Raw genomic sequence first — 21,085 nt, 5'->3', positions numbered from 1 at the left:
AACTCAGTATAGAACGACCTAATGTATTTTTAAAAAACAAAGCTAAAAAAAAGAACCCCAGTGAAAATACTGGGGTTTATCGACACTCTGAAGCGACTATGATGCATAGTCGCTTTTTAAAATGACTTAGCTTGTTTATCCCTATTAACGTGCCGCCAATTCGGCTTTTGCGCGTTCAACCGCTTTCAATACTTGTGCTGGCGCTGTACCGCCAATGTGGTCACGAGCTGCCACCGAACCTTCAAGAGTCAATACCTCAAACACATCTTGCTGGATCATATCGCCGAAAGATTGCAATTCTTCAAGGGTCATTTCCGACAAATCTTTGCCTTCTTTCACACCATAACCTACCGCCTTGCCAACGATTTCATGGGCATCACGGAAGGCTACGCCTTGACGAACTAGATAGTCTGCCAAATCCGTCGCCGTGGAGAAGCCACGACGCGCGGCTTCATACATGTGTTCTTGGCGTGATTCAATCGCCGGAATCATATCGGCAAAGGAACGCAATGATCCTTTCAAAGTATCCACGGTATCAAACAAAGGCTCTTTGTCTTCTTGATTGTCTTTGTTGTATGCCAAACATTGTGACTTCATTAAGGTCAACAAGCCCATCAGATGACCATAAACCCGACCTGTTTTGCCGCGCACCAATTCAGGCACATCCGGATTTTTCTTCTGCGGCATAATAGAAGAGCCTGTGCAGAAACGGTCAGGTAAGAAGATGAAATTAAATTGTGCAGACGCCCACATCACCAACTCTTCCGCCCAACGGGACAAATGCATCATAATGATGGACGCTGTTGACGTAAATTCAATGGCAAAATCACGGTCACTAACGGAGTCCAGAGAGTTATAAGTTGGACGTTCAAAGCCCAACAAATCCGCCGTCATATTTCGATCAATTGGATAAGTGGTTCCTGCTAACGCTGCCGCGCCTAGGGGCAAAATATTAATGCGTTTACGACAATCCACTAGACGCTCATAATCACGTTGCATCATTTCATACCAAGCCATTAAATGATGCCCAAAGGTTACAGGCTGCGCGGTTTGCAAATGCGTAAAACCGGGCATGATAGTGTCGGCTTCTTTTTCCGCTAAACTCAAGATACCTTGTTGCAAACGTGTGATTTCTTCTAATAAAAAGTCCACTTCATCACGCATATACAAACGAATATCGGTCGCCACTTGATCGTTACGAGAACGCCCTGTGTGTAATTTTTTCCCGGTAATTCCGATCTTTTGCGTTAGGCGCGCTTCAATGTTCATGTGCACATCTTCTAACTCAATCGACCAGAGGAATTCACCGCGCTCAATTTCACCTTCAATTTCCGTCAAGCCTTGAATAATCTGATCACGTTCTTCTTCTGTTAATACCCCAACCCTGGCCAGCATTTTACCGTGAGCAATCGAACCTTGGATGTCCTGCTTTGCCATTCGTTGATCAAACTCAACAGAGGCCGTAAAACGGGCAACAAAAGCATCAACAGGTTCAGAAAAACGACCACCCCATTGCTGGTTTGTGGTTTTATTAGCATCAGTCATTCAATTCATTCCTACACTCGGTTCAATTTGCTGCAAAGAGTACCTTAAGCGCCCCGACTTATAAAGCCTGAAAGATGACGAAGACACCTCGAACGAGTATCATGACGATTAAATTTTCCAGGTCTAAATCGACCAACAAGGCACTAGGAGACACAGTGAAAGAGAAACTTGTGATCGCAACCCGCGAAAGTCAACTCGCCCTTTGGCAAGCCAACAATGTAAAAGCCAAACTTGAGAGCCTATACCCAAAATTAACTGTGGAATTATTAGGCATGACGACCAAAGGTGATCAGATTCTCGATTCTCCCCTGTCTAAAATCGGTGGCAAAGGTTTATTTGTTAAAGAGCTGGAAACGGCGTTACTCGATGGCCGTGCTGATATCGCCGTGCATTCCATGAAAGATGTGCCTATGGCATTTCCTGAAGGGCTTGGCTTAGCCGTCATTTGTGAACGTGAAGAACCAACAGATGCCTTTGTCTCTAATCGATATCAACAGCTTGATGAATTACCAGCTGGAGCCATTGTCGGTACTTCCAGTTTACGACGTTCTTGCCAGCTAAAAATGCAACGACCAGATCTAGTAATTAAGGACTTACGCGGTAACGTGAATACTCGTCTTAGAAAATTAGACGAAGGGGAATACGACGCCATCATTCTAGCGACCGCTGGCTTATTACGTCTTGAAATGCCTCATCGCATTGCGCAAAAGATTCCGGCTGAGGTCAGTTTGCCAGCAGGCGGCCAAGGCGCAGTGGGCATTGAATGTCGTAACTATGATGTCGCCACGATTGATTTACTAGCGCCGTTACAGCATGAAGAAACCGCCTTACGTGTTAACGCAGAGCGCGCCTTGAATGAGCGCTTAAACGGTGGCTGCCAAGCCCCCATTGCTAGTTTCGCCGTACTAGAAGGTGAAGAAATCTGGCTACGCGGTCTCGTCGGCAGTCCAGATGGAAAAACCATGATTCAGAGCGAAATTCGTGGTCATAAAGAAGATGCAAAACAACTGGGGAGTTCTCTTGCTGAGGAATTACTCGACCGCGGTGCAGACAGTATATTAGCGGCTATTTATCACTAGTGTATTTGAATGAATGGAAAACACCATGTCTCAATGCCGGATTCTCATCACCAGACCACAACCAGAGAATCAACTCAGTTGTGAACACGTGTTACAACAAGGTTGGCAAGCTGTGCCCTTGCCCATGCTAAACATTGAATCCATTAAAGACCCAGCGCAAGTTGCGCTTATTCGCTCACAGATATTTAACATCGACGAATACAAATATGTGATTTTCGTTAGCAAGAATGCCGCTCGCCTTGCTTGTGAATGGCTCGATGAATGCTGGCCCATGTTGCCAATAGGGGTAAATTGGATCGGCATCGGAAAAGGCACAACGCAGAGCCTTTTGGCTGAAGGCGTACCTGCCATAGCCAATCCAGGACACACTAGCGAAGCATTATTAGACTGGTTAAAGCCAGTAAAAATGCGCAACGAAAAAGTACTTATTATCCGTGGTTTAGGTGGGCGTCCAGAACTTGGCCAACAACTGCAAGACAGAGGCGCAAAAGTCAGTTATCTTTCTCTTTACGAAAGAAGAAAGCCGACGTATTACGCTCAAACTTTCTTTATGTTGCCCGATATAGATTTAATATGGGTCACCAGTGGTGAAAGCTTAACGCACCTGACCGACTATGCTAATGCACATAAACCAGAATGGAAGTCGTTGCCAATCTTAACGCCCAGTGCCAGAGTCAACCAAATAGCACAAGAACTCGGTTGGAATAAGGCAACTAATGCCAATGGCGCAGACGACAACAGCCTGATAAAAGCGACAGAAATTCAAACAGGAAAATAGAATGACTGACAAAAAAATTGAATCCACTGAATTGGATACAACTGAAAAAAACACCTCTGCAAAAATTGATGAGGGCAACAAAGCAGACAGCGCTTCTATTTCTTCTACCACAACGAATGATCAGGATACTTCAACCAATACAAACACAGCAGGAAAAACCCACAAAACCTCTAAAATAGGTTCGTCCATTCCGGTTTATCTTGCGCTGACAATTTCTGTCGCAGCGCTGGCGGCCAGCGCTTGGCTTTATTATCAAAGTCAAATAAGTACCGTTAAGCAAGAGTTGTCTCAACTCAATCAACAACAATCTGATCTGGCCAAGCAAGTTGACTCAGCGCAAAACACCAAAGCTCAATTTGAACAGCTAGCAAAACAAGTAATCGAATCACAAAAATCCACGCAAAAAAATACGCAACAACTCATTCAACAACAAAATGTCCAAAACGACAAAATTCAGTCTTTAGAAGCTAAATTACAGCGCCTCAATAACACCACCAAAGAAGATTGGAAATTGGCCGAAAGTGAGTATTTAATCCGCCTAGCCAACCAACGCTTGCTATTAGAAGCGGACAGTAAAGGGGCGATTACCCTCCTCACTAATGCCGATGATATTCTCAGGGAATTACAAGACCCGATTGTTTTCGAAACTCGCAAAGCACTTGCCAAAGACATTCAAACACTGAATGCCATCAGTCAATTTGATCTAGAAGGTCGTTACTTACAATTAAGCGCCTTGTACGACAGCGTCACAGGCTTACCTCAGAGAGAGCCATCAAAAGAATGGCAAGCCACTCAGCAACAAGATAAAGCCACCGAAACAAATAACAACAACGCACTTACCTCTGGATTAAAAAGCTTTTGGCAGTCTTTACGTTCTTTAATAGTTATTAATTACCATAGCAAACCGATTAAGGCATTATTACCTCCAACTAAATATCAAGAACTGATTCACGGCTTACAGTTGCAACTGGACGTAGCACAAGTGGCCCTTCTAAAAGGCGAATCGGTTATTTATCATCAAGCTCTTTCACGTGTCGCCCAGGCCGTCACTGAGCATTTTGATACTCAAGCCAATAAGGTAGTAGCGTTTCTTGCCAGCCTAACCGAATTGCAACAATTAGAACCGTCTCCAAAACTGCCTTTGCCACGCGCTTCTTTAATTGCCATAAAGTCGCTGGTAAAAGAATGGAATCAAGAACAGACCGAGCACGACTTGGCTGACATACAAGAAACAGATAATGAGTCTTTTTCCAGTACAAACAAAGCGAGTACAGAAACCACGAGTTCAGAATCAATGGGCACAGAAACCAAGACTGAAGGAGAAGCTCAATGAGAAAACTGCTCTTCTTGTTGGTCATCATGATGGCGGTAGGCGGCGTATTGGGATTACTAATGCGTCAGGATACCGGCTACGTTTTAATCGCTTACAATGGCGTTACTGTTGAAACCAGTATCTGGGTTTTGCTGGCGGCTATGATTGTCAGCTTGTTTGTACTCAGCTGGCTCAAACGCATTTTATTTATTACTCTACGCCCAAGTAATTCCATTGCGAAAGTCACAGGTAATTTGGCTTTAAAAAGAGCATCACGAAACACCATTCGTGGTCTGTTAGAACTGGTCGGAGGTAATTGGAATCGAGCAGAAAAGTTGCTTACCAACAGCGCAGACAAAGTCCCTTACCCTTTAATCAACTATATTGGTGCAGCCTACGCTGCCAGCGAACAAGATGAACATGAACGTTCAAAATCCTTGTTACGTTCCGCACACCAATCCACCCCAGAAGCAGAGTTTGCGATTGGCTTCGCGCAAAGCCAACTGCAACTGAAGCAAGAACATTATGAAGGTGCACTGGCTTCTCTATTACGATTACATAAACTCAAGCCCAAACATAAACAAGTACTGAAAATGTTGGTTGCCGTATACACCAAACTTAAAGACTGGGATGCTCTGTTGACGTTAACGCCAACACTAAAAAAAGACGGCATTTTCGATGAAGATAATATGCTTGAACTAGAAAGTAACGCGTTTCTTGCTCTATTAGATAAGATTAAATTCCGCAACAAATTAGGGCAAAGTGGCAAGGAACTGGTCACAGAAGTGGAAACCTTATGGAACAAATTAGATACCTTGTCACAAGACAATCGAATGCGTCAGCTTTATGCTCAAACCTTGCTGAATTTTGGTGATGACAATAAAGCAGAACACTTCATCCGCAACAGCTTAAACCAGCGTTGGTCTGATGATCTTATTTACGAATACGGCAACCTGAAACAAGGCAATATGAAAAAGCTCCTAGCCAATTGCGAAGTTTGGTTAAAGCGTGAGCCAGCGAGTGCCAATTTGTACCTTGTAGCTGGACGTTTGAGTCAAACCATGATGCTGTGGGGCAAAGCAAAAGACTATTATGAACAAGCTCTGGCGCTTGATGGTCAAAGTGAAGCCTTGGCAGAATTAAGTCGATTATTGGAAGCCATGGGAGACATCAAAGCCAGCCAAAACCTTATGATGATCAACCTTAGTCAAGCCAGTAATCAGCTAAAACCTTTACCTCTGCCTCATCACCACTGATGACACCACAAAAAATTCAAGGCCAGCGTGTAAGCTGGCCTTGAATTTTTTTGCTTTTGAATTTTTTGGTATCTAAGAAGGGGGTGTTTACTATTTAAATCGAATCACCAACTCATGCATATCTTCTGCAACCTTTTGCAGCAAACGAATGCTGTCACTAGAACGTTGAGATTTTTCTGCACTCTCTTCTGCCAAATCAGAGATTCTCACAACCTGACGGTTCACATCTTCCGATACTTGCGACTGCTGCTCAACCGCTGCTGACATCTGAATAGACATATCGGTAATATTCGAAACCGATGCCACAATTTTTTCAAATGCATGGGCCATTTCCACTATTTTCTGCAATCCTTGTTCAGCATCCTGCTTACCTTGCTCAGCCACTTTCACGGAGCTTCCTGCGCCAGTACGTAAGGTCTCTATTATCTTATGAATGTCCTGGGTTGAACCCTGAGTACGCATGGCTAACTGGCGAACTTCGTCGGCAACCACAGCAAAACCTCGTCCATGCTCACCCGCTCGCGCTGCCTCAATAGCAGCATTAAGCGCGAGTAAATTGGTCTGCTCAGCAATTTGATCAATGACTTGTGCTACTTCAGCAATTTTTGCAGAATGATTTGCCAGATCTTGCACAGTAGTACTGATATTATTCACAGTATTACTGAGATCCTCAATGGAGGTTTGTGCTTGAGTAATTTGCACCTGACCAGATTGCGCTGCTTGTAAAGAGGATTTGGCGCTGTCAGCAGTGGTTTGGACATGCAAAGCAACATCCCCAATAGTTGTGGTCATTTGCTGCATCGCTGCCGCCACATCTTGAGTTTCATGTTGTTGACTGACCATACCTTTAGTGGTTTCTTGTGTTAGCGCTAGCCCAAGTCGCGACTGCTCCGAGACTTCCAGTGATTCATCCTCAAAGCGAGTCAATACCGCATCAAGCCTCGACATCATGCTCTTAGCCCCCACTTCCAGTTGGGCAATAGATAATACCTCATCCGAATAGGTTACGGCTGCCAATGGATGCATAAACGCCGCCGACAAACGTTTCTTCAGTTGCTTTTTCAGATCGCGTTGATGTTTCCAGAAAAGGGCATTTCCAACTAAGCTAGCCACTAAGAGGATAAATAAACTGAGATAGGCATTGTGCGAAGCTGCCACAGCAGCACCAATGACAATGAATAATGGTAAAAGGAACTGCCAATTTAACAAGGGATGAGCAATGACTCGTTTGCCTTCCCGAATACTTTTATAACGCTTTTCAGCACGGGCTACGTCTTCACGCTTAGGCAAGGTACGAACAGATTCGTAACCTATCACTTTGCCATTGTCGGTGACAGGGGTGACATAGGCATCTACCCAGTAGAAATCCCCATTCTTACAGCGATTTTTCACTAAGCCCATCCAAGCTTTCCCTTGTTTAAGGGTATCCCACATGACTTGGAATGCCTCAACAGGCATGTCTGGGTGTCGAACAATATTGTGTGGACTGCCAATAAGTTCTTCTTTGGTGAAGCCACTTATCTTGATGAATGCATCATTGCAATGCAGAATTTTGCCCTTTAGATCGGTAGTAGAAACCAGCTTTTCGTTCACCTCAAAGCTTCTCTCTTGGTCTGTTACCGGTGTGTTGTTGCGCATTGTCTTATCCTTAACGAATTTATCATTATCTCCTTCACCTTAAGTAGAGCTTAAGGAACTACGAGGATTGCAATTTATAAACAATGAATTAAGAATTACCTTAGTAAAGTTTTATGTAACCAGCGAGTAATAACAGGCAATAGATATGTAGGGATTTGTAATGCGCCCGCCAGAGGTAAAAAAGCAGGCCCTAACAAAACTCCCGCCACACTGTAAGTCAACAGCACATTACGATTTCCGGAAGTAATGGCAGCACTGAGTGCTATCTCAACACCTTGCTTTCTATATAATAGAAAAGCAGAGGCAAAAAACACCAGACAGATGACCAACGCGATGAGAAAGTATCCCGTGGCATACAACATATTGGCATCAAACATCTGCCTAAAACTCCCCACCAAGCCCAAAGGAAAAGCAAATACCAATAAAATTGTATAAGGCGACACAGTGAATAAAATACGATTCAAAATAACCACTGGCACCAACCTATGAACAAGGTAAGAAAATACCATTGGCCCAAAAATAAATACTAACAAACGCATGATATAAGCTTCCCAATCTAACCCAACTTCGGCCATAGGCTGAATAAGCAAGGCTAAACTCAAATGAATAGGCAACAATAATGTAGTGGTAATGGTCATTGCCATGGCTTGAATCTGGTCAAACCCTAAGGCCCTTACAATGGCCGGTGTGGCAAATAATGAGCCAGTCGCGGCAATGGCTAAAATAGCCAGTAACAAATCATCACTCATTGGAAAAAAATACGAGAAGCCAAGTACCAAGGCCATAAAAAAGAGTGAGTGAAACAAGGCATAAAGCCACACAGAAAAACAACTCAATCGACGCAAGAGCTCATTCTGCTTAATACTCACCAATGTAAGAGTCATCAAACTAAATAGCACATAAGGAAGATAAGGAAACACCCAATCGGAAACTCTGGGAAAGAAAAAGCCCATTAAGGCAAAGAAGAACATGAAGGGTAATGAATGGCGCACTAACAAGGACAACATGGAAATCCCTTAATTTGTCGCCCTAAAAAGCTTAGGTTTGAACCTTATTTTTTCGAGCCACAATATAATTTATTATTTTCTGGTAACTCAGCCATTTCTAATGGCCAGCCTTGTCGAGCTTGATCGAACTTGGCACGTAATGCAATCAACTCAGCACGCTTTTCAACCGACAAATGGCTTTCTTTAGATCGTTGATTTAGTGTTGGAAATAATATCAGATTATCCTTCATAAATTATCTCTATTAATGCATTGTCTGGATATCTATCGACACTCTATGGATAATCTTTAGCATACGCAAATAAAACGCAGATGAGCAGACTATGAAATTTTTAATCTCGCCAGCAAAAACGCTGGACCTTACCTCTACACCAAGCACGAACGAATTCAGCCAACCTGAATTGATACAAGAATCTAAATTACTCATCAATGAGTTACATGACTTTACGCCAGCGGATATCGCCAGTCTTATGAAGCTGAGCGACAAATTAGCCACGTTAAATGTGGCTCGCTACCAAGAGTGGCAAGAAAACCACACACAGGAAAACAGCCGCCCAGCCGTCTTCACTTTTATGGGAGATGTCTACACAGGCTTGGACGCCTATTCATTAAGCCAAGATGACCTGCAATACGCTCAGCACAATCTTCGTATCCTAAGCGGCCTATACGGTGTTTTAAAACCACTGGACCTGATGCAAGCCTATCGTCTTGAAATGGGTACTAAACTCAATAATGATCGTGGCAGTAATCTATATCAGTTCTGGGGAGACATTATCGTCGACAAGCTGAATAATGAATTAGCTGAAGATGAGTTGTTGGTGAATCTTGCTTCAAATGAGTATTTCAAAGCAGTAAACAAAAAGAAACTCTCGACACGCTTAATCACCCCTAATTTCTTGGATGAAAAAAATGGTCAATTCAAAGTCATCAGTTTCTATGCCAAAAAAGCACGCGGTTTAATGGCCCGTTATCTTATTGAAAACCGTTGCCAAACAGAGCAAGAATTAATCCAATTTGATGTGGCGGGTTACCGTTATGATGCAGAGCGCTCAACTGCGAATGACCCCGTCTTTATTCGACCAGAAAGCGCGCAACCGAAAAAATAATCTGACATAAAAACAAAAACGGAGCCTATTTCAATGCTCCGTTTTTGTTTGTTTTCCTGTATTGGATCACAAAGGGTTTCGTCCTAAGGTGACTCTATCATTGCCCCCAAAGTCCTTCACACTTTTCACGTCAATGAAACCTACTTTTTTCATACAATCACGAACCGCTTGCGCTTGATCATAACCATGTTCAAACATTAGAGAGCCACCCGCCAACAGAAAGCTCTGAGCTTGCTGAACGATATGTTCAATGTCTGCCATGCCTTTGTTTTCTGCGACCAAAGCCGACTTGGGCTCAAACCGCACATCCCCTTGGGAAAGGTGCTGATCATCAGGATCGATATAGGGTGGATTGGATACAATCAAATCATACTTACTGTCTTTTGATATTTGCTCAAACCAGCTGCTTTGAACAAAATGAACATTACCAATGCCATTGGTCAGGGCGTTGTGCTGAGCTAGGGTGACAGCTTCAGCAATCAGATCCACCCCAGTCACCTTTGCTTTAGGACATTCTTTTGCTAAAGCCAAGGCAATCGCTCCGGTTCCTGTTCCTAAGTCCAAAACCTTTGCTTGCGCTTTATCCGCTAAAACCACTAATGCTTGCTCAACCAAACATTCGGTATCGGCTCGCGGTATCAAGGTGCACGGCGCGACCGCCAACTCCAGTGACCAGAAAGCTTGCTTACCCATGATATAAGCAATGGGTTCACCCAACTCTCGTCGTTTTAGCAAGACATCAAACTCTGCCAATTCTTGCTCCGTGAGTGTTTTCTCCGGCCAAGAATAAAAATATGAAGTGGTGACATTGAGCACATGCGACAACAATAACTGGGCATCCAGCGAGGCGGTATCGGACATAAAACGAAGGCGCTCTGAGGCGCCTGTTAGGGATTCATCTATGCGCATAGGCAAATCAATTATCACCACTTAGTGTGGCAAGCTGTTCTGCTTGAAATTCGTTTACCAAAGGATTAACCAACACATCCAAATCCCCCGTCACAATTTCATCCAACTTGTATAAAGTCAGGTTAATACGGTGATCCGTGACTCGCCCTTGAGGATAGTTGTAGGTACGGATACGTTCAGAGCGATCACCGCTACCCACCAAAGATTTACGCGCTTCGGATTGTTCACTGGCCGCTTTTTCCTGCTCCGCAGCCAACAAACGAGACGCCAACAAAGACATGGCTTTAGCTCGGTTTTTATGCTGCGAACGTTCGTCCTGACACTCAACCACCACGCCGGTAGGAATGTGCGTAATTCGAATCGCTGAGTCGGTTTTGTTAACGTGCTGACCACCCGCGCCTGACGCTCGGAAAGTATCAATACGCAAATCGGCTTTATTAATATCTATGGCTTCTACTTCATCCATTTCCGGCATGATAGCAACCGTACAAGCAGAGGTATGAATACGACCTTGAGACTCTGTGGCTGGCACACGCTGTACACGGTGCGCGCCGGATTCAAACTTTAATTTAGAGTAAGCGCCATCACCCACAATTCGTGCAATGATCTCTTTATAACCACCATGTTCCCCTTCGCTGGCACTGACAATTTCCACTTTCCAACGCTGGGTTTCCGCGTAACGAGAATACATACGAAATAAGTCACCGGAAAAGATAGAGGCTTCGTCACCACCCGTTCCAGCACGCACTTCCAAAAAGACGTTACGAGAATCATTAGGGTCTTTTGGCAACAAAAGCTTTTGTAGGGTCAATTGCAATTCTTCTTGTTGCTCTTGACCCGCCTTCATTTCTTCCACACCCATTTCTTTAATATCTGGGTCCGAGTCCGTCATCATGAGCTCCGCTTCTGCAATGTTTTCCAATACTTGTTGGTATTCATTGAAACATTTCACGACAGGCTCAAGTTCTGCGTATTCTTTTGAATAGGCACGGAACAAATCTTGATCCATGATCACATCCGCTTCACTTAGCAAGGCTGCTAATTCTTCGTAACGTTCTGCCAAACTCTCTAATTTTAATTTAATCGATTCTTTCATTTTAATTATCTTTATCTTCATTTATGCCGAGTACGTTCGCGGCAATTGTTAAGGCTTGTTGATCGGCTTCACTGCCTGCTTCACGCAAATATTGCGTGGGAGCATGAATCAATTTATTCATTAAACCGTGCGCCAGTTTATTGAGTACTTGCTCTGACGCTTGTCCACTTTGCAAACTTTTTAACGCCTTATCTAATTCTGCTTGCTTAATGCTCTCCGCAGATTGGCGGTAATTCACAATGAGATCAGAGACTTTTCGTGATTCTAGTGCTTTGCGATAAGCGTCTACACCTTCATCAATTAAAGCTTCTGCAGCTCTAGCGGCATCTTGTCTGGCGCGAACATTTTCTTCAATGACCGAATGAAGATCATCTACTGTATACAAGTATGCATCAGATACGTCTTCCACTTCAGGTTCGATATCTCTTGGCACCGCAATATCTATCAACAACATAGGCGAATGTCGACGTCGTGCCGTCGCTCGCTCCACCAAACCTTTACCAATAATGGGCAACTGGCTGGCGGTGGATGATATAACGATATCGGCCTGTGGCAAATAGTCACCCAGGTCTCCAAGCATAATGGCTTCCGCATTCAGTTCACTTGCCAATATTTTCGCTCTGGCTAAGGTACGGTTGGCAACGATAATACGCTTCACGCCGTTATCTTTCAGATGTCTCGCCACCAGCTCAATAGTTTGTCCAGCCCCTATCAGCAAGGCGGTACTACGGCGAATATCAGCAAAAATACGTTGCGCCAAACTGACTGCTGCAAAAGCAATGGATACAGGATTTTCACCAATGGCTGTATCCGTACGAACACGCTTTGCTACTGAAAAGGTACGTTGAAACAAGGATTCTAACTCAGGCCCAATGCAGTCACCTTCTTGGGAAACCGCATACGCTGACTTTACCTGTCCCAAAATCTGCGGTTCTCCCAATATAAGAGAATCCAATCCAGAAGCCACTCGCATAATGTGTCGCACACTATCATCGGCAATGTGGGTGTAGCAATACTGCTTTAACTCTTCTAATTCAATACCATGATATTGACCCAACCAATCAATTACTTGATCAATTTTATGCAGATCTTCAACTGAGCAATATAATTCAGTGCGATTACAAGTGGAGACAATTATGGCCTCTTGCGCGCGTTGATCGGTTACCAAAGAAGATAAAGCTTCAATCATTTTTTCTGGCGCAAACGCCACCTGCTCACGAATCGCAATTGGAGCAGTTTTATGATTGACACCCACAGTAATTAGCGGCATTCAGGACTCTTCTCAAAAAATCGAGATATTAAGGTAATGATAGGACAAAACCGTCTCTACGTGACTCTTTACACAAAGAAGACGCATTATACGAGAAATTCGCTTTTTTGCGCACCCCATAAAGTCAATAAAAGTAATAGGATTAGTCTATTGTGATATAAGTTTTGTCTGCAATGCTGAGCGCAAAAGACTGACTTTCCATGCAACCAAGGATACCATAGACCACCTATGATTATTTTATTTAGACGTTTCATGCTGCTGGACAACCGTAAAACCATTCGTCTGGCCAGTTTACTTAATGACAAAAGGTTGCGGGTTTGCTTGACCTTTATATGCTTGCCTTTATTAGTCGCGTGCAGCACACTAAAACCGGAACAACAAAGCCATACTATAGAGCACCAAACACAACCACTCGTCGCGCAAAACACAAAACAAATCAGTGACTTATTGAATGCAGAATTCAAACTGCAACGAGAAGGGCCAAATAAAGCCTTTGAAGACTTCTACACCATAGCCCAACAAACGAAAGATCCTGAGATTATCAAGCGCCTAACCAACATTGCCGTTGCCTCGCGCAATAGGGTCTATATTGAACAAAGTGCTAATCTCTGGCTGACTGTCGAACCTAGCGCCGAACAAGCTTATGCTTTGGCACTACAGGTTTACGCTCAGGGTGACCGACCATCCGATATTGCTCAATTACTTGATCAAGCCACTCGTAATCAAGTGTCTCTGCAATTTTTACCTGTGTATCTGGATGATAATGTGCGCAACGATCAATTAATCACGACATTAGAATTTGGCATTTCTCAAAGTTCACAGGCTAGCCAGCAAGATCAATACGTTTGCCTGAGCATGGCACACATCAAACTATTGAGTGGTGATTATCAAGCCGCTAAATCCTTAGCTCAAGCTTTACTTATGGATAAACAAGCCGACGAAAGCGAAGCTGTGTACCTTATTCTCGCCTACAGTGAAAAAAACTTAGAACAGCTTGATGATGCTATCAATACCTTACAGACCGCTTCGAAACGCTTCCCACAAAGTCCTAACATTCTCTCGCAATTGCTCGACTTTTTATTGCTGGCCGGGCGCACAGATTCCGCTTTTCAACTTTATCAAACAGCCAAGATTGAACATTCAGAAGGAATTCAAGTTGGCTTAAACTTTGCGCGCTCTTTACTGGAATTTGATCAAGCACAACCTGCTTTTGAAGTACTCAATGCGCTACCATTGCAACCACAAGGTTATATAAACCAAATTCTTTATCTAAAAGCGTTGTCTTTAGCAAAACTCAATCGCATTAATGATGCTATATCTACTATGAATCAAGTACATGGCGCATTACAAAGCAGTGCAACCAATCAATTAGCATTGTGGTTTTATACGTTGGGAAAACAAGAAGCCATCAATAAAATGGTCCTTGAGCGAACTCTACGTGAACACATTCCAGAACAAATTGCCGCCATCAGTCAGCTACATCAAGAAAAAGGCCATCCTGAATTGGCTTTCGCATTGCTGACCGAGGCCGTCGAAGCATTTCCTGAGTCCGATACTTTACGCTATCAAAAAGCCTTGATCGCGGAGTCCTTAAACGCGTGGCAAACAACACTGAATGAACTGCAATTACTGACTGACAAGCACCCGCACGAGGCACAGTATTTGAATGCCTTTGGGTATACCTTGTTAACTCGAACGGAGCAACTGGATCTGGCCATGCAGTATATAGAAAAGGCTTATTCGCTTTCCGATCAAGATCCTGCCATCATTGACAGTTTAGGCTGGGGAATGTTTTTAAAAGGTGAATACGAACAATCTTCGTATTATCTTGAGAAAGCCTGGTCACTCTTACAAGATGCGGAAATAGCGGCGCACTATGGCGAATCCTTATGGCAACAAAAACAGTACGAACAAGCAATCAGTATATGGCGAACGGCTTTACAAGAGTCGCCCACTTCCCACATACTTTTAGAGACCATCAAGCGCCTATCCCCTTCACTGCTTGAACAACAGGACACTACGTCATGATGTACCGCGTTACTAGCCTTATCATCTTTGCTCTTGCTTTAGTCGCCTGCAGTTCCCAACCAAGAGGCCCTGTTACGCCACCACCAGAAAGCGCTCTTGCTATTAGTCAATGGGAAACCTCAGGGAGAGTTGGCATTCGAACACCAGACGATGCCATTTCAGGAAACTTTACCTGGCAACATACTCCAGAAACCTACACATTAAACATCGTTGGCCCTTTCGGACAAGGCGCCACAAAACTTTCCAAAGACGTTTCACAGCAAATAACCTTATCTTATGAAGATCAAACCTTAGTAGGAAAGGATGCCAGTCAGTTGCTGTATCAGGAACTTGGCTGGGATTTCCCTATAGAGCAGGTAAATTATTGGATTCGCGGCCTAGCTTCTCCAAAAACTAAGGCCACCATTGTTCTTGAAGATGGCTTAATGCGTCCCACATCCATCAAACAAGATGGATGGCTAGTAAATTATCGTCGCTATACCCAAGTGGAAGGATTGGATCTACCGCAAAGAATACAAGTCAGCAAACCACCCTTTAAGGTGAATCTCATCATTAATAAATGGACCATCCGATAAGCATGATGCAACTTCCATCACCTGCAAAATTAAATTTGTTTTTGCACATCACAGGTCAACGCTCAGACGGCTATCATGAGTTACAGACTGTGTTTCAATTTATTGACCTCTGTGACACCTTACAATTTCAACTGACACAGGATAAACAAATCCATATCTCTCCAGATATTGATGACCTTGAGATTCATGACAATCTCATTTTTAAAGCCGCTGAAAAATTACTCAAATTTCGTCAAAATGAAATGATGGGCGTCCACATACAGTTTGACAAGCGTCTTCCCATGGGAGGTGGGATTGGCGGTGGCAGCTCCAACGCAGCAACAACATTACTGGCTCTAAATCAATTATGGCAGTGTGATTTGAGTCTGACACAATTGGCTGATATCGGGCTGCAATTGGGTGCGGATGTGCCCGTCTTCGTGATGGGATTTTCCGCTTTTGCTGAAGGCGTTGGCGAAAGTCTGCAAGAAGTAAAACCAGATACCCCCTATTATTTACTTTTAAAACCCAATTGCCATGTGGCAACTGGTCAAATTTTTACCGATAAACATTTGACAAGAGACACCCCTCCCATCAAAATATCGCACGCCTTGAAGCTGGGTGGGCATAATGACTGTTTGGACGTAGTTAGAAAGCATAATCCCGAAGTCAATGATGCGTATTTATGGCTGAAAAACCATGGCGATGCAAAGTTAACTGGGACTGGGGCCTGTCTCTTTATAGCCTTTAAAAATCAGCAAGATGCCGAGCGAGTAAAACGATCCGTACCATCCAAATGGCAGGCTTGGGTTTGTCAAGGGTGTAATGTTTCTCCAACTCACGAAGCGCTAAACCAGTGGATAAAGCAAAACAAAGTCAAATGATGGCAGATCATTTGCCTTGCCAGTCTATTAGATCGCTATGAAAAACAAAGGGTATACACAGTGTCCAAGTTAATGGTTTTTACCGGTAACGCCAATCCTGAACTCGCTCGCAGGGTGGTGCGCCGCCTAGGACTTCCGATCGGTAATGCGACCGTTGGTAAGTTTAGCGACGGTGAGATTACGGTTGAGATCAATGAAAATGTACGTGGTAAAGACGTTTTTATTATTCAGTCTACCTGTGCACCAAGTAATGACAATCTAATGGAACTGATTGTCATGGCAGACGCTCTGCGCCGAGCCTCTGCGACTCGGGTCACTGCGGTTATTCCTTACTTTGGATACGCTCGACAAGATCGTCGAGTTCGCTCAGCACGAGTGCCCATTACAGCAAAAGTAGTAGCGGATATGATTTCAGCAGTGGGAATCAATCGAGTACTAACGGTGGACTTACACGCGGATCAAATTCAGGGATTTTTCGATATTCCTGTAGACAACGTATATGCCACGCCACTATTGCTGGATGATATGCAAAGACAAGGCCATGAAAACATTACCGTTGTCTCACCTGATGTCGGTGGTGTCGTTAGAGCGCGAGCCTTTGCTAAGCTGCTTGATGATGCCGATTTGGCCATCATAGATAAACGCCGCCCGCGTGCCAACGAAGCGCAAATCATGCATTTGATTGGTGACGTTGAAGGCAAAACCTGTGTTTTGGTAGATGACATGTGTGATACCGGTGGTACCTTATGTGCCGCAGCTAAAGCTCTGAAAGAACATGGGGCTGCCAAAGTATTGGCTTACTGTACACACCCAGTGTTGTCTGGCAAAGCCATTGAGAACATTAAGAATTCTGTGCTTGATGAATTGGTTGTCACAGACACCATTCCATTAACACAAGAGGCGCTTAACTGCCCTCAAATTCGCCAACTGTCGATGTCTGACATTTTGGCAGAGGCTGTTCGTCGTGTTTGCAACGAAGAGTCAATCAGTGCCATGTTTGGGGCCTAAACCAAACATTAACGCTCGGGACGGGTCGCAGTTCTGGGCAATCATTTGATTATTATTAGGAAATTATCATGTCATTATCTATTAATGCTGTAGCACGTTCTGAAGAAGGTAAAGGTGCGAGCCGCCGCCTTCGTAACCAAGGTCTAGTGCCTGCCGTTATTTACGGTGGTGATGCTGAGCCAACTTCTGTTTCTTTCAAAGACAACGAACTATTGAAAGCCGTTACCACTGATGGCTTCCTAACTTCTGTTGTTGAAGTAAGTCTAGATGGTAAAGCACAAAAAGTCATTGTTAAAGCGCTTCAACGTCATCCAGCAACGGGCGATGTTATGCACATGGATCTACTACGTGTAAAAGAAGATAAAGCGATCACAACTCGTGTTCCTTTAAACTTCATCAATGCTGCTAAGAGTGAAGGTGTTGCTAAGCAAGGTGGTCGTTTGACCATCGAATCTAAGCTAGCGGAAGTACGTTGTCTACCAGCGAACCTTCCAGAAGTATTGACGGTTGACACTGTCAAAGGTCAACTAGGCGATATCTTCCACCTATCTGACGTTATCATTCCCGAAGGTGTTGAGTTGGTTGCTTTGCTTAAAGGCGGAGACCACAACCAACCTATCGCTCGTATCGGTAAAGCGAAACGCTAAGCTAAGCATTGCAGGCAGTATTGTGACAGGCTTCAAATTATTAGTCGGCTTGGGTAATCCAGGCAGCGAATACGAGAATACTCGTCACAATGCTGGTGCTCAATGGATTGAGGCATTGGCTCGTCAGAGCCAGTGCCTTCTTCGTTCTGAAAAGAAGTTTTTTGGTCACTTCGGTAAAGTTTCTATAGCTGGTGAAGAATGTTATCTACTGATTCCTACCACCTATATGAATTTAAGCGGTAAAGCCGTTCAGGCTGTGTGCCAGTTTTATAAAATCCCCCCTGAACAAGTGTTGGTTGTTCACGATGAATTAGACATTCCACCAGGTACTGCCAAATTAAAAAAAGGTGGCGGTCATGGTGGCCACAATGGTTTAAAAGACATCATTGCAAAGCTGAGTAACAATCGTGAATTTGGCCGTTTACGCATTGGCATAGGCCATCCGGGCCATGCTAGTCAGGTGGCAAATTACGTTCTCAAGAAAGCGACACCACAGGAGTACGCTAAAATAGAACAAACCATTGACGAATCATTGCGCTACGTAGAAGACATAGTAATAGGTAATCTTGCTCCTGTTATGAACCAACTGCATAGCTTCAAAGCATAATCACTTATTTATTAGGAATTTCATTATGGGCTTTAATTGCGGCATCGTTGGTCTACCTAACGTTGGTAAATCTACCCTTTTCAATGCTTTGACGAAGGCTGGCATTGGCGCTGAAAACTTCCCTTTCTGTACCATTGAGCCTAATGCTGGGGTAGTGGCGATGCCAGACCCTCGTCTTGATGCCTTAGCTGAAATCGTGAAGCCAGAAAAAGTATTAGCAACCACTATGGAATTTGTTGATATTGCAGGTCTTGTTGAAGGTGCTTCTAAAGGTGAAGGTCTGGGCAATAAGTTTCTCGCTAATATTCGTGAAACAGATGCCATTGCCCATGTTGTGCGTTGCTTCGAAGACGATAACGTTATTCACGTTGCTAACCAAGTAAACCCTAAAGCCGATATTGAAGTCATCAACCTCGAATTGATTTTCGCTGATCTTGAATCCATCGAGAAGCAAATTCTTCGTACTGCAAAAAATGCCAAAAGCGGCAATAAAGAAGCCATTGCTCACAAGGCATTTCTTGAAACAGTAAAGCAGCATCTTGAAGATGGAAAACCTGTTCGCACTATGGCTTTGACAGACGACCAAGCAAAAGAAATCAAACTGCTGCATTTGCTGACCACTAAGCCAACCATGTACATTGCCAACGTGTCAGAAGATGGTTTTGATAACAACCCTCACCTAGATGTGGTAAAAGAAATTGCTGCCGCAGAAGGTGCCATGGTGGTACCCATCTGTAACCAGCTAGAAGCGGAAATATCTGAACTTGACGCGGAAGAGATGCAAGACTTCCTAGCGGAAATGGGCATGGAAGAGCCAGGGCTCGATCGTGTTATTCGTGCTGGATACGAACTACTGGGCTTACAAACCTACTTCACTGCAGGTGTAAAAGAAGTGCGTGCTTGGACTGTCAAACAAGGCGCTACCGCCCCTCAAGCAGCTGGTGTGATCCACACTGACTTTGAAAAAGGTTTCATCCGTGCAGAGGTTGTAAGCTACCAGGATTTTATTCAATACAAGGGTGAAAGTGGTGCCAAAGAAGCCGGGAAATGGCGACTTGAAGGCAAGGAGTATATTGTCAAAGATGGCGATGTGATGCATTTCCGTTTCAATGTTTGATAATTTGCAAAACATTTAAGAAAACACTTGACCCATGAAAGGGTTATATGAATAATATCGCGCCACAGAGACAGAGTATGTATTTTAAATTTTTGTTTTTGTGTTGTCTGTTGGGGTATAGCCAAGCGGTAAGGCAACGGGTTTTGATCCCGTCATGCGTTGGTTCGAATCCAGCTACCCCAGCCAACAGACAAACGGCTATGTAGCTCAGTTGGTTAGAGCACATCACTCATAATGATGGGGTCACTAGTTCGAATCTAGTCATAGCCACCAACCTTTCAGAGTATTGGGGTATAGCCAAGCGGTAAGGCAACGGGTTTTGATCCCGTCATGCGTTGGTTCGAATCCAGCTACCCCAGCCACTCTCCTCTAAGGCTATGTAGCTCAGTTGGTTAGAGCACATCACTCATAATGATGGGGTCACTAGTTCGAATCTAGTCATAGCCACCAGGGCGTAATATTGGGGTATAGCCAAGCGGTAAGGCAACGGGTTTTGATCCCGTCATGCGTTGGTTCGAATCCAGCTACCCCAGCCAATTTATTCTGTCATATGCAAACAGTGCAATTTTTTTACTGGATTTTACCTCACTTAAATTTATAATTAGTTCAAACTATCAACCAAGATATGGATTACTAATTATGAAAAATGCACTTTTACTCTCTACTGCTTTGTTAGCAAGTGCTGCACAAGCCGATGTGCTTGGATTAACAGCTGAAGTGGGTACCTTTCTTACTGATGATGGGGATGATTCCAATTCATATTTTGGTGTTGCTTTTGAACATCCTATTCCATTAATTCCTAATCTTAGAATTCAGAATCAAAGTTTAGAAGGAAGATTTAGCGGCACAAACATAGATTCTTCCTACAACGATTACACACTGTATTACGAACTTTTGGATGGCCTACTTTGGTTAGATTTAGATGCCGGTATCACCTTAAGAAGTATTGATGGCTCAGTTGGCGCTGCCAATGCAAGTGATTCATACCCTCTTACTTATGTGTCTGCATATGTTAGTTTTCCAGGTACCAACCTTTCTGTTGGCGGTGAGTTTAAAAATGGTGGTGGCAGTGATGCTGACATTACTGATACAACATTCAAAATCAAATACCAAGCACTTTATTTTGCAGGATTAGAAGCAGGATACCGCACGGTTGAAGAAGACATCGACGACATTGATGGTTCTGCATTTGACGTTGAATTCAAAGGTGTCTTTATTGGCGCTTTCCTAGATTTTTAATAAATTC

General features: G+C 43.8%; 20 protein-coding genes and 5 tRNA genes. 18 read left to right on the top strand and 7 right to left on the bottom strand.

All coding sequences use genetic code 11. From position 1 onward, the window contains the following. Positions 1-144: 144 nt before the first annotated feature. Positions 145-1,545, bottom strand: a complete 1,401-nt coding sequence (gene argH, locus ACXAH2_RS16465; protein WP_475079999.1) for an argininosuccinate lyase — start codon at positions 1,543-1,545, stop codon at positions 145-147. Positions 1,546-1,700: 155 nt separating this feature from the next. Between argH and hemC the strand changes: the two genes are divergently transcribed. Genes hemC through ACXAH2_RS16445 form a run of 4 tightly spaced genes read left to right on the top strand, consistent with a single transcriptional unit; the run spans position 1,701 to position 5,970 of the window. Continuing rightward, complete coding sequence (hemC, locus tag ACXAH2_RS16460; RefSeq protein ID WP_475079998.1) at positions 1,701-2,624, top strand: hydroxymethylbilane synthase; 924 nt, start codon at positions 1,701-1,703, stop codon at positions 2,622-2,624. Between the two features lie 25 nt (positions 2,625-2,649). Beyond that, positions 2,650-3,402 (top strand): uroporphyrinogen-III synthase, encoded by a 753-nt coding sequence (locus tag ACXAH2_RS16455; RefSeq protein WP_475079996.1) that lies wholly within the window; start codon positions 2,650-2,652, stop codon positions 3,400-3,402. Position 3,403: 1 nt separating this feature from the next. Continuing rightward, entirely contained in the window at positions 3,404-4,735 is a 1,332-nt protein-coding gene (locus ACXAH2_RS16450; protein WP_475079994.1) for a uroporphyrinogen-III C-methyltransferase, read from the top strand. Next, complete coding sequence (locus ACXAH2_RS16445) at positions 4,732-5,970, top strand: heme biosynthesis HemY N-terminal domain-containing protein (RefSeq protein ID WP_475079992.1); 1,239 nt, start codon at positions 4,732-4,734, stop codon at positions 5,968-5,970. The genes ACXAH2_RS16450 and ACXAH2_RS16445 overlap by 4 nt, the downstream gene beginning before the upstream one ends. A 90-nt stretch (positions 5,971-6,060) precedes the next feature. On the opposite strand, the gene ACXAH2_RS16440 is transcribed toward ACXAH2_RS16445, so the two are convergent. From ACXAH2_RS16440 to ACXAH2_RS16430, 3 genes are all read right to left on the bottom strand, one after another. Further along, entirely contained in the window at positions 6,061-7,608 is a 1,548-nt protein-coding gene (locus ACXAH2_RS16440; protein WP_475079991.1) for a methyl-accepting chemotaxis protein, read from the bottom strand. A 95-nt stretch (positions 7,609-7,703) separates the two neighbouring features. After that, positions 7,704-8,615 carry a hypothetical protein gene (locus ACXAH2_RS16435; protein ID WP_475079990.1) on the bottom strand — a complete coding sequence of 304 codons (912 nt, stop codon included), beginning with the start codon at positions 8,613-8,615 and terminating at the stop codon, positions 7,704-7,706. A 44-nt stretch (positions 8,616-8,659) separates the two neighbouring features. After that, entirely contained in the window at positions 8,660-8,845 is a 186-nt protein-coding gene (locus tag ACXAH2_RS16430) for a hypothetical protein (RefSeq protein WP_475079988.1), read from the bottom strand. 91 nt (positions 8,846-8,936) lie between these two features. Between ACXAH2_RS16430 and yaaA the strand changes: the two genes are divergently transcribed. Next, positions 8,937-9,719, top strand: a complete 783-nt coding sequence (gene yaaA / locus ACXAH2_RS16425; protein WP_475079987.1) for a peroxide stress protein YaaA — start codon at positions 8,937-8,939, stop codon at positions 9,717-9,719. Positions 9,720-9,785: 66 nt separating this feature from the next. Here yaaA and prmC read toward each other — a convergent pair whose 3' ends face one another. The 3 genes from prmC to hemA are packed head-to-tail and all read right to left on the bottom strand — an operon-like array spanning position 9,786 to position 12,994. Further along, on the bottom strand, positions 9,786-10,628 hold the full coding sequence (gene prmC / locus ACXAH2_RS16420; protein ID WP_475079985.1) for a peptide chain release factor N(5)-glutamine methyltransferase: 843 nt from the start codon (positions 10,626-10,628) through the stop codon (positions 9,786-9,788). A gap of 7 nt (positions 10,629-10,635) precedes the next feature. Further along, positions 10,636-11,724, bottom strand: a complete 1,089-nt coding sequence (prfA, locus tag ACXAH2_RS16415) for a peptide chain release factor 1 (RefSeq protein WP_475079983.1) — start codon at positions 11,722-11,724, stop codon at positions 10,636-10,638. A gap of 1 nt (position 11,725) precedes the next feature. After that, on the bottom strand, positions 11,726-12,994 hold the full coding sequence (hemA, locus tag ACXAH2_RS16410) for a glutamyl-tRNA reductase (protein ID WP_475079981.1): 1,269 nt from the start codon (positions 12,992-12,994) through the stop codon (positions 11,726-11,728). A gap of 228 nt (positions 12,995-13,222) precedes the next feature. Here hemA and ACXAH2_RS16405 point away from each other — a divergent pair, with 228 nt between their 5' ends. From ACXAH2_RS16405 to ACXAH2_RS16345, 13 genes are all read left to right on the top strand, one after another. Continuing rightward, positions 13,223-15,022 carry a tetratricopeptide repeat protein gene (locus tag ACXAH2_RS16405; RefSeq protein ID WP_475079979.1) on the top strand — a complete coding sequence of 600 codons (1,800 nt, stop codon included), beginning with the start codon at positions 13,223-13,225 and terminating at the stop codon, positions 15,020-15,022. Beyond that, positions 15,019-15,597, top strand: a complete 579-nt coding sequence (gene lolB / locus ACXAH2_RS16400) for a lipoprotein insertase outer membrane protein LolB (RefSeq protein WP_475079978.1) — start codon at positions 15,019-15,021, stop codon at positions 15,595-15,597. The genes ACXAH2_RS16405 and lolB overlap by 4 nt, the downstream gene beginning before the upstream one ends. Before the next feature lie 5 nt (positions 15,598-15,602). Beyond that, positions 15,603-16,460, top strand: coding sequence for a 4-(cytidine 5'-diphospho)-2-C-methyl-D-erythritol kinase (gene ispE / locus ACXAH2_RS16395; protein WP_475080001.1), 858 nt, complete (start codon positions 15,603-15,605; stop codon positions 16,458-16,460). A 60-nt stretch (positions 16,461-16,520) separates the two neighbouring features. Next, positions 16,521-17,468 carry a ribose-phosphate diphosphokinase gene (locus ACXAH2_RS16390; protein WP_475079977.1) on the top strand — a complete coding sequence of 316 codons (948 nt, stop codon included), beginning with the start codon at positions 16,521-16,523 and terminating at the stop codon, positions 17,466-17,468. Between the two features lie 68 nt (positions 17,469-17,536). After that, complete coding sequence (locus ACXAH2_RS16385) at positions 17,537-18,115, top strand: 50S ribosomal protein L25/general stress protein Ctc (protein WP_475079976.1); 579 nt, start codon at positions 17,537-17,539, stop codon at positions 18,113-18,115. Between the two features lie 22 nt (positions 18,116-18,137). Then, positions 18,138-18,722 (top strand): aminoacyl-tRNA hydrolase, encoded by a 585-nt coding sequence (pth, locus tag ACXAH2_RS16380; RefSeq protein ID WP_475079974.1) that lies wholly within the window; start codon positions 18,138-18,140, stop codon positions 18,720-18,722. A gap of 25 nt (positions 18,723-18,747) precedes the next feature. Further along, positions 18,748-19,839, top strand: coding sequence for a redox-regulated ATPase YchF (gene ychF, locus ACXAH2_RS16375; RefSeq protein WP_475079972.1), 1,092 nt, complete (start codon positions 18,748-18,750; stop codon positions 19,837-19,839). Positions 19,840-19,950: 111 nt separating this feature from the next. Beyond that, positions 19,951-20,025: transfer RNA gene (locus ACXAH2_RS16370), tRNA-Gln, on the top strand. A gap of 10 nt (positions 20,026-20,035) precedes the next feature. After that, positions 20,036-20,112 (top strand) — tRNA-Met (locus ACXAH2_RS16365). Positions 20,113-20,126: 14 nt separating this feature from the next. Beyond that, positions 20,127-20,201, top strand: a tRNA-Gln gene (locus ACXAH2_RS16360). Positions 20,202-20,212: 11 nt separating this feature from the next. Then, a tRNA-Met gene (locus tag ACXAH2_RS16355) sits at positions 20,213-20,289 on the top strand. An 11-nt stretch (positions 20,290-20,300) separates the two neighbouring features. Then, positions 20,301-20,375 (top strand) — tRNA-Gln (locus ACXAH2_RS16350). Positions 20,376-20,478: 103 nt separating this feature from the next. Continuing rightward, a complete protein-coding gene (locus ACXAH2_RS16345) occupies positions 20,479-21,078 on the top strand; it encodes a TIGR04219 family outer membrane beta-barrel protein (RefSeq protein ID WP_475079971.1) in 600 nt (199 codons plus the stop codon). Positions 21,079-21,085 lie beyond the last annotated feature (7 nt).

Source organism: Marinomonas sp. ABL3_031, assembly GCF_056161265.1.
This window is presented reverse-complemented; position numbering and strand designations above follow the sequence as displayed.